We start from the raw sequence: 8,715 nt of genomic DNA on the forward strand, positions 1-8,715 counted from the left end.
GAGGTGCTGATATGGATGATATCGCACCTGAACTATTAAAAAAAATCAGAGATGATTTTGATAATCAATATAACAGTAATGATACTGTGAAAAGGATTGCTGAAAAGATAACATCCGGTAAAGCTACCTATGAAGATGCATATGACTATGCTTACGAAGTTGGTAAAATGCTTTCCAAGTCTTATTTAAACAATCTTTCATCAGATGTTCTTCCGGATGGAAAAATGTATTATAACATCGCACAAAAGATCCTTGATCCAACGATGAAGAATAACTATACATTGATTACTGAAGCTACTGGACAGATTCAGACACTTCTAAATGATCAGGCAAACTTAGGAATCAAAGCAATCATTCCTGAATTGAATCAGGAACGCATTGATGGAATTATAAATCGTTTAGCGAAAGAAGATAACTTCGATGATGTTTCATGGATTCTCAATGATCCGGTCAAAACATTTTCGCAAAGTATCGTGGATGATTCTGTCAAAGCAAATGCTGAATTTCATGCATCAAGTGGGATGAAGCCTAAGATTGTCAGAAAGCTTATGGGCGGGTGCTGTGACTGGTGCAGATCATTAGCTGGCACATATTCATATCCAAATGTACCTCGTGATGTATATCGCAGACATAACAATTGCCGCTGCACCGTTGACTATTATCCGGGTGATGGAAAAATACAAAACGTTCATTCAAAGGATTGGCGAAATGAAGAGGAAATTGAAAAAAGAAAAACAGTCGGAGTTAGTCAGTTGTTGGGGAAAGACGTAACTCCTTTTTATTACGGTACTGCTACTCCGAATGAAGGTGAGGTCATTTATGAAAATGGCTATAAAGTTAATGAGCATAGAAATGAAATTGAAGTTGCTGAATTAATACATCAAACTTTTGGTGGAAATATAAAGCTGCTAATTGAATCTTTAGTTGATGGTGTTAAGACACCAGATTATCTATGGAGGAATCATTACTGGGATTTAAAAACAGTATCAGGGATAAAATCAGTAGATGGAGCAGTAAGAAGAGGAATAGAGCAAATTAAAGAAAATCCGGGAGGTATAATCCTGGATTTTAGAGGAAAATCTGTATCACTTGAGGGAATAGTTGCAAATATTGATTACAGAATCAGAAGAAGTAGTAAAAGTGACATGGATGTTATTGTATTACAAACAAATTCAATAAAAGTTTATAGATATAAAAAATAGAGGTGACCCCCCGCCAATATGGGGCGAAGGACCACCTCTATCTACGTTTATTATACATTATTTGAAGAATAAAATCAATGAATGATGGGGGTGATGTCCTATGATTGTCGGACATAAAAGAAAAAGATAAAAACAGGAGGGTGTAAATGGCTGAACACAGAAAAGGTCGTCAGACACCCACTCAATCCGTTATCTTACCTTATTTTGAAACAAAAGGTCAGGAAGCAATTGAAATATACAATTCAACTGGTAGGGAAGCACAGGAATGGCAGGAGCTTATGATGGCGGATATCCTTGCCGTGAATGAGGATGGACTATGGGTTCATACGAAATTCGGCTATTCTGTACCAAGACGAAATGGAAAAAATGAAATTGTGGCCATGCGTGAGCTTTATGCTCTAAAAAACGGCGAGAGAGTGCTTCATACAGCCCATAGAACTACAACTTCACACAGTGCATGGGAAAGGCTATGCAGTCTTTTAGATAAAGCTGGTATATATTATAAATCTATTAGAGCCACTGGAAGAGAGTGTATCTACATAAGAGAAAGCGATGCACGTGTTGATTTTCGCACTAGATCTTCAAAAGGTGGCCTTGGTGAAGGTTTTGATCTTCTTGTCATAGATGAAGCACAGGAATATACAGATGATCAGGAATCAGCATTGAAGTATGTAGTTACGGATAGCAAAAATCCACAGACAATTTTTTGCGGTACACCGCCTACGCCAGTTTCTTCAGGAACAGTTTTCATGAAGTATCGTCAGAAATGCTTAGAAGGCGGTCTTGAAAATTCAGGATGGGCAGAATGGTCAGTTGCCCGTCAGTCAGATGTACGGGATAAAGATCTGTGGTATGAAACCAATCCGTCATTAGGAACGGTCTTTACAGAAAGGTCGGTCACTGATGAAATTGGAAGTGATGAGATTGACTTTAACATACAGCGTTTGGGCCTATGGCTTAGATATAATCAGAAATCGGCTATCAGTGAAACAGAATGGCTTGAATTGAAAGCAGGATCACTTCCTAAACTGAAAGGAAAGCTATATGTAGGTATCAAATATGGACACGAGGGGAACAATGTTTCTATGTCTATAGCTGTTAAAACATCTGATGGGAAGATATTCGTAGAGGCTATTGATTGCCGTGAAGTAAGAGCCGGCAATGCATGGATCATTGCTTTTCTTAAAAAGGCAGATATTGCTCAGGTCGTAATCGATGGTGCAAATGGTCAGAATATTCTAAAGGAAGAACTGAAAGATGCGAAATTTAAAAAATCAATCATTCTGCCAGCGGTCAAGGAAATCATCAATGCCAATGCTTCTTTTGAACTGGCTGTTTTTCAACAAAAGCTGACTCACATGAATCAGCCTTCACTGACAAGATCAGTAACGAATTGTGAAAAAAGAGCTATTGGCTCAAACGGTGGTTTTGGATATAGATCATTACGTGAAGATATTGATATATCGCTTATGGATAGTGTTATTCTAGCCTATTGGGCCTGCAGTCAAAGTAAGGAAAAGAGAAAACAAAAAATTAGCTATTAAAGACATTCTAAAAAAAGGATGTCTTTTTTAGTATAGATGACCGATACCACCGGGTTAAGTGGGAATGGAGGAAAACATGACAGAATTTAAACCAATTGAAACACAAGAAGAATTTGATTCTATGATCGCTGATCGCCTGAAACGAGAGCGTGAAACGGTCACCAAGAAGTATGGCGATTATGAATCACTAAAAGAAAAGGCTGAAAAATATGATTCAACAGTCGCTGATTATGAAGCCAAATTGAAAAAGGTGAATGGAGAGCTGGAGAAAAATAAGCAATCCATTCAGGAGTTACAGACAAAAAATGCGAAATACGAGTCCGACTCGGCAAAAACGAGAATCGCACAGGAGTATGGAATTCCTTATGAAATGGCTAGCAGACTTACGGGAACTGATGAAGAATCAATTCGCAATGATGCAGAAGCATTTGCGAAGTTATTGAGTTCAGCTCGCAAGAGTACAGCACCTTTGAGATCAACAGAGGATCCTCTGAAAGATACCAAGGATGAAGCGTATTTAAAATTAGCAAAAAGTTTGACAAAGGAGTAGAAAAATGGCAACAGAATTAAGTAAAGGAACATTGTTTGATCCTGAATTAGTAACGGATCTTATTAACAAAGTGAAAGGAAAATCATCTTTAGCAAAGCTTGGAACACAGCAGCCGATTCCTTTCAATGGAATGAAAGAATTCACGTTTACGATGGATAGTGAAATCGATATCGTAGCTGAAAATGGTAAAAAGAGTCATGGTGGTGTATCGCTTGCACCAGTAACGATCGTGCCTATTAAATTTGAGTATGGTGCACGTGTCAGTGATGAATTCATGTATGCTTCAGAGGAAGCAAAGGTGGATATCTTAAAAGCATTCAATGAAGGATTTGCTGCTAAAGTAGCTAAGGGTCTTGATATTGCTGCATTCCACGGGTTCAATCCTCGTACAGGATCAGCTTCTTCAGTAGTTGGAAATAATCATTTTGATTCTAAAGTCACTCAGACTGTAACTTATGTAGCAGCAAGCATTGATGACAATATTGAATCTGCAATTGCGCTTGTTGAAGGTTCTGATGGTGAAGTTAGCGGTATGGCTTTATCACCAACAGCACGTCAGGCACTGGCTGCGCTGAAAAATTCTGCAAATGAAAGACTTTACCCTGAACTGGCATGGGGCGGACAGCCTGGAACAATCAACGGACTTGCTGTTGATGTGAACAAGACAGTTTCCAATGGAGATGTTGATGAAGCCATTGTTGGAGATTTCGCCAATATGTTCAAATGGGGCTATGCAAAGGAAATCCCTATGAAAGTAATCGAATATGGTGACCCTGACAATTCAGGAAAGGATTTGCAGGGATACAATCAGGTATATATTCGTGCAGAAATCTATCTGGGATGGGGCATTCTTGATGCTTCTTCTTTCGCAAGAATCATTAAGGGTGCATAATGAAGTATATCAATACGAAGACAAAATCAGTTATTGATACAGAATGTACAATCAAAGGTGGCGACTGGAAACCTCTTGAAGAAAAAAAGAGGTTCCAAAGCCACAGATAAAGAAGCAGAGAAATAAGGAACAGTGATGATTATGGAAGACTATGTGAAAGTAGAAGATATTATCAGTCTGTTTCGGCCATTGTCGGAAGAAGAAGCAGAAAAAGCAGAAAAGCTCATTCCTGTAGTATGTGACAGCTTGAGACAGGAAGCAAAAAAAGTAGGAAAAGATATCGATGAAATGCTGGTTAGTGGTGAACTTCTTGAAAATGTGTTCAAATCTGTTGTGGTAGATGTTGTAGCTAGAACGCTTATGACATCTACAAACAGTGAACCTATGACACAGGCAAGTCAGTCAGCTTTAGGATATACAGTGAGCGGTACTTTCCTAGTACCAGGCGGAGGCCTTTTCATTAAAAAATCAGAGCTTTCAAGACTTGGTCTTAAAAGACAAAGATACGGAGTGATTGAATTTTATGATGATTAAAGGGATTACCGTTATACTTTGTGAACAGACACAGACGGGTGCTGATGCATTTAATCGGCCGATTTATACTGAAACAGAAGTAGAAGTTGAAAATGTTCTTGTGGCCCCTTCATCAACGGATGATATCACTACATCGATTGATCTTACAGGGAAAAAAGCTGTCTACACGCTTGCAATTCCAAAAGGAGACACTCACGACTGGGAGAACAAAAAAATCAAATTTTTTGGAAAGACGTGGCATTCATTCGCTTTCACAATAGAAGGAATTGAAGAGAACATTCCTCTTTCATGGAATAAAAAAGTGATGGTGGAAAGATATGAGTAAGGTCAGAGTCAGACTGATCAGCAAAGGAGTGCGCAGTCTGTTGAAATCACAGGAAATGATGAATATATGCACACACCTTGCTTATCAGGCACAGTCAAAACTTGGTGACGGGTATGAGGTTACATACATGACTGGAAAAACACGTGTGAATGCATCCATAGGAGCTGTAAGTGCAAAAGCAATTAAAGAAAACTATCAAAATAATACGATTTTGAAATCGTTAGGAGGTCAATGATGATTGAAAAGATTATTCTTGACTATCTGAGTGAAAAACTGGATGTTCCTGTTTATCTTGAAAAGCCTGCAAGCGTTCCTGAAAGATATGTAGTTTTTGAAAAAACAGGAAGCAGCAGGGAAAATTTTATCAATTCAGCAACGATTGCAATTCAGTCCTATGCTGAATCCATGTATGAAGCTGCGAATCTGAATGAGAAAGTGAAAGAGGCAATGGACAGTATCGTTTCACTTCCTTCAGTTTCAAAATCAAGACTAAACGGAGACTACAATTTCACAGATACAACAAAAAAGCAATACAGATATCAGGCGGTATATGACCTGACTTTTTGAAAGGGAGGATTATAGGAATGTCAAATGCAGAATATGTTTCTACCGGTAAACCTAAGATTGGCGGTGCTATTTATCGTGCTCCGCTTAAAACTGCACTTCCAACAGATGCAAGTGCTGAACTTGACGAAGGTTTTGTTTCTCTTGGGTATATCAGTGAGGACGGTCTTACAAATTCAAATTCACCTGAAAGCGATAATGTGAAAGCTTGGGGTGGAGATACAGTGCTGACACTACAAACAAGCAAGGAGGATACGTTCAGCTTCACACTAATCGAGTCAGCAAATATCGAAGTTCTGAAATCAATCTATGGAGAAAAAAATGTTTCAGGAACACTGGCTGAAGGACTGACAGTGAAAGCAAACAGTGATGAGCTGGATCCATGCTCATGGGTTGTCGATATGGTATTAAAAGGCGGAATCCTAAAAAGAGTCGTGATTCCATGTGCCAATATAACGGAACTGGGCGATATCGTATATAAAGATGATGAAGCTATCGGATATGAAGTGACGATTGCAGCGGTTCCTGACAGTGATGGAAACACACATTACGAATATATCAAAGGAGCGTCAGCATAATGATTAAAGGAAAAACCAAGAAAGGGTTCTCATACACAATAAGCGATACTGCTTTGGATGACTGGGAACTTCTTGAATTGCTGACAAAGCTTGATAAAGGCGAGATGAGCGTGATCGTTGATGCCAGCATTCATTTGCTTGGAGAAAAGCAATATAAAAATCTGAAAAATTTTCTGAGAAAAAACGGAAGAATAAAGGCATCAGATTTTATACAGGAATTCACAGAAATAATGACGTCAACAAAAGAATTAAAAAACTAATGACCCTCGCCAGCATGATAAAGGAGGATGAAGATGCGCTTCAGTGCGATCTTGCTGAAACATATCATATTTTCAATTATAGAGAGCTTCCTTTGCGTAAGGTAGCTCTTTTTTCTGCTGGCCTGAAAGAGGGATCCCGAATAAAACTAAAAATGCAGAAACAAAATTATCCGTTTGAAACAATACTGTTGGCTATGGCTGTTGACAGGCTTACCTATCTTTTATGGTCAAAAACAAAGGATGGTTCCAAGGGAAGGAATAGACCTACATCAATAACAGATAAGCTGACAGGGAAATTATCGAATGAAAGCAATGTTTTATCATTCAGATCAGCGGATGCTTTTGAAAGAGAAAGACAAAGAATTTTAAAGGAGGTTGGATAGTATGTCATCAGGAACAGAACTGGCTAAAGCTTATGTCCAGATCATACCATCAGCCGATGGAATAAAAGGAAGTATTGAAAATGTTCTTGGCGGTGAAGCAGAAGCTGCCGGAGAACGAGCAGGGAGTTCTATTGTTTCTAAAATTAAAGCAGCCATAGCTGCTGCAGGAATCGGAAAAGCATTATCAATGGCGATTAATGAAGGAGCAGCACTTGAACAATCTATCGGAGGTATCGAAACACTTTTCAAAGAAAGTGCTGATACAATGAAAGCCTATGCGGCTGAAGCATATCGGACTGCTGGAATAAGTGCAAACAGTTATATGGAACAGTCAACAAGTTTCGCTGCTTCATTATTGCAGTCTTTAGGTGGAGATACTGCTAAGGCGGCAGAAGCAGCCAATCAGGCTATTATCGATATGGCTGATAACTCCAATAAAATGGGTACATCCTTGGAGCTCATTCAAAATGCATATCAAGGATTTGCAAAACAGAATTACACCATGCTGGATAACTTGAAATTAGGATATGGTGGCACTAAGGAAGAGATGGAAAGACTCCTTGCTAAGGCACAAGAACTAAGCGGTGTTGAATATGATATAAGTAATCTTTCGGATGTTTACAGTGCCATACATGTTATTCAGGAAAATTTAGATATTACCGGTACAACTGCTAAAGAAGCAGCAACAACACTTTCAGGATCATTTGCATCCATGAAAGCTGCTGCACAGAATTTTTTAGGAAATTTAACCCTTGGAAAAGATATTCAGCCATCATTGAATGCATTGATCGAAACTGCATCTACCTATCTTTTTGATAATTTATTTCCAGCTCTCGGAAACATTATCATGGCTCTTCCAGGTGCAGTAGGAACCTTTATCACAACGGCTATGCCTTTGCTGAAAGAACAAGGATTAAAGTTTATACAATCTATCAGTTCAGGAGTTGCTTCTGGTATTCCTGAAGTATTATCGAATGTATTGCCAATGATCATGCAGTTTACAGGAGAAATGAGAACAAATTTTGGTGAAATAGTAGATGCAGGAATGGATCTTTTATTAAATGTTGCACAAGGTATTGCAAATGCAATGCCTGATCTGATTGCATATGTACCTACAATCGTATCAAATATTGCAGGCTGCATTAATGATAATTTTCCTAAAATACTGGAAACTGCATTTAATATCATTGTAACGCTTGTTCAGGGGTTGATTGATGCAATACCTGTCATTATTGCCAATATGCCACAAATCATTTCTGCTATATGGGATACTATTACAGCAATCAATTGGCTGAATTTAGGTTCGACGATTATCAGCAGCATTGGAAAAGGAATCGGAAGCGTAGGATCTACAATTAAGGAAAAAATTGTAGAAATTGGCAAAAAAGCATTGGAAGGATTTAAAAATATTAAATGGGTTCAACTTGGAAAAGATATCATCAATGGAATAAAAAATGGTATCACTGGAGCAGTAGGAGGTCTTGTAAACAGTGTAAAAGATGCTGCTTCAAATGTATTCAATAGCGTTAAAAGTTTCTTTGGAATTGCCTCTCCATCAAAGCTTATGGAACAAGAAATTGGAAAATGGATTCCGTTAGGAATGGCAGTAGGTATTGACGATGAAGCAGGGGCTGTAAATGAAGCGCTAGACAAAATGAATAAAGATGCGATGGCAACGATTGATACAGGTGTTGATTTGTCATCCGGTTTTATCTCTTCAAGCGATTCTTTTGATGTTGGCAGACTTCTTGAAGGTTTAATCATTGAAATTGATAATTCTGTAAATGTAGGCGATCGTACGATTCGTGAAGATATCGCAAATTATACGATAAAAAAGATTGGAAATAGATACAAAGCTGTATTGGCTGTGAAGGGAGGATGAT

Annotated in this window: 12 protein-coding genes; all 12 read left to right on the top strand. The window is 38.4% G+C overall.

Annotation, left to right across the window (positions count from 1 at the left end):
- Positions 1-11: 11 nt before the first annotated feature.
- Complete coding sequence (locus tag ACZYT3_RS00260; RefSeq protein ID WP_464087257.1) at positions 12-1,202, top strand: hypothetical protein; 1,191 nt, start codon at positions 12-14, stop codon at positions 1,200-1,202.
- A 146-nt stretch (positions 1,203-1,348) separates the two neighbouring features.
- Positions 1,349-2,746 (top strand): terminase, encoded by a 1,398-nt coding sequence (locus tag ACZYT3_RS00265; protein ID WP_464087258.1) that lies wholly within the window; start codon positions 1,349-1,351, stop codon positions 2,744-2,746.
- A 76-nt stretch (positions 2,747-2,822) separates the two neighbouring features.
- Positions 2,823-3,296: a capsid assembly scaffolding protein Gp46 family protein gene (locus tag ACZYT3_RS00270; protein WP_464087259.1), complete on the top strand. Its 474-nt coding sequence runs from the start codon at positions 2,823-2,825 to the stop codon at positions 3,294-3,296.
- 4 nt (positions 3,297-3,300) lie between these two features.
- A complete protein-coding gene (locus ACZYT3_RS00275) occupies positions 3,301-4,188 on the top strand; it encodes a phage major capsid protein (RefSeq protein WP_464087260.1) in 888 nt (295 codons plus the stop codon).
- Between the two features lie 141 nt (positions 4,189-4,329).
- A complete protein-coding gene (locus ACZYT3_RS00280; RefSeq protein ID WP_464087261.1) occupies positions 4,330-4,722 on the top strand; it encodes a phage Gp19/Gp15/Gp42 family protein in 393 nt (130 codons plus the stop codon).
- Positions 4,712-5,047 (top strand): hypothetical protein, encoded by a 336-nt coding sequence (locus tag ACZYT3_RS00285; RefSeq protein ID WP_464087262.1) that lies wholly within the window; start codon positions 4,712-4,714, stop codon positions 5,045-5,047. Before ACZYT3_RS00280 ends, ACZYT3_RS00285 begins: the two co-directional genes overlap by 11 nt.
- Complete coding sequence (locus tag ACZYT3_RS00290) at positions 5,040-5,282, top strand: hypothetical protein (protein WP_464087263.1); 243 nt, start codon at positions 5,040-5,042, stop codon at positions 5,280-5,282. The genes ACZYT3_RS00285 and ACZYT3_RS00290 overlap by 8 nt, the downstream gene beginning before the upstream one ends.
- Positions 5,282-5,614: a hypothetical protein gene (locus ACZYT3_RS00295; protein WP_464087264.1), complete on the top strand. Its 333-nt coding sequence runs from the start codon at positions 5,282-5,284 to the stop codon at positions 5,612-5,614. The genes ACZYT3_RS00290 and ACZYT3_RS00295 overlap by 1 nt, the downstream gene beginning before the upstream one ends.
- A 17-nt stretch (positions 5,615-5,631) precedes the next feature.
- Positions 5,632-6,189: a phage tail tube protein gene (locus tag ACZYT3_RS00300; protein ID WP_464087265.1), complete on the top strand. Its 558-nt coding sequence runs from the start codon at positions 5,632-5,634 to the stop codon at positions 6,187-6,189.
- Positions 6,189-6,449, top strand: coding sequence for a hypothetical protein (locus tag ACZYT3_RS00305; protein ID WP_464087266.1), 261 nt, complete (start codon positions 6,189-6,191; stop codon positions 6,447-6,449). Before ACZYT3_RS00300 ends, ACZYT3_RS00305 begins: the two co-directional genes overlap by 1 nt.
- Positions 6,449-6,832 carry a DUF5361 domain-containing protein gene (locus ACZYT3_RS00310; protein ID WP_464087267.1) on the top strand — a complete coding sequence of 128 codons (384 nt, stop codon included), beginning with the start codon at positions 6,449-6,451 and terminating at the stop codon, positions 6,830-6,832. The genes ACZYT3_RS00305 and ACZYT3_RS00310 overlap by 1 nt, the downstream gene beginning before the upstream one ends.
- Before the next feature lies 1 nt (position 6,833).
- Positions 6,834-8,714, top strand: a complete 1,881-nt coding sequence (locus ACZYT3_RS00315; protein ID WP_464087268.1) for a phage tail protein — start codon at positions 6,834-6,836, stop codon at positions 8,712-8,714.
- The last annotated feature ends 1 nt before the right edge of the window (position 8,715 follow it).

It is taken from the genome of Traorella sp. mt218, assembly GCF_055420025.1.

What these genes read in the sequence shown, in the direction of transcription:
- ACZYT3_RS00260 (WP_464087257.1), top strand. Translation starts at nt 12, where the DNA reads ATGGATGATATCGCACCTGAACTATTAAAAAAAATCAGAGATGATTTT.
- ACZYT3_RS00265 (WP_464087258.1), top strand. Translation starts at nt 1,349, where the DNA reads ATGGCTGAACACAGAAAAGGTCGTCAGACACCCACTCAATCCGTTATC.
- ACZYT3_RS00270 (WP_464087259.1), top strand. Translation starts at nt 2,823, where the DNA reads ATGACAGAATTTAAACCAATTGAAACACAAGAAGAATTTGATTCTATG.
- ACZYT3_RS00275 (WP_464087260.1), top strand. Translation starts at nt 3,301, where the DNA reads ATGGCAACAGAATTAAGTAAAGGAACATTGTTTGATCCTGAATTAGTA.
- ACZYT3_RS00280 (WP_464087261.1), top strand. Translation starts at nt 4,330, where the DNA reads ATGGAAGACTATGTGAAAGTAGAAGATATTATCAGTCTGTTTCGGCCA.
- ACZYT3_RS00285 (WP_464087262.1), top strand. Translation starts at nt 4,712, where the DNA reads ATGATGATTAAAGGGATTACCGTTATACTTTGTGAACAGACACAGACG.
- ACZYT3_RS00290 (WP_464087263.1), top strand. Translation starts at nt 5,040, where the DNA reads ATGAGTAAGGTCAGAGTCAGACTGATCAGCAAAGGAGTGCGCAGTCTG.
- ACZYT3_RS00295 (WP_464087264.1), top strand. Translation starts at nt 5,282, where the DNA reads ATGATTGAAAAGATTATTCTTGACTATCTGAGTGAAAAACTGGATGTT.
- ACZYT3_RS00300 (WP_464087265.1), top strand. Translation starts at nt 5,632, where the DNA reads ATGTCAAATGCAGAATATGTTTCTACCGGTAAACCTAAGATTGGCGGT.
- ACZYT3_RS00305 (WP_464087266.1), top strand. Translation starts at nt 6,189, where the DNA reads ATGATTAAAGGAAAAACCAAGAAAGGGTTCTCATACACAATAAGCGAT.
- ACZYT3_RS00310 (WP_464087267.1), top strand. Translation starts at nt 6,449, where the DNA reads ATGACCCTCGCCAGCATGATAAAGGAGGATGAAGATGCGCTTCAGTGC.
- ACZYT3_RS00315 (WP_464087268.1), top strand. Translation starts at nt 6,834, where the DNA reads ATGTCATCAGGAACAGAACTGGCTAAAGCTTATGTCCAGATCATACCA.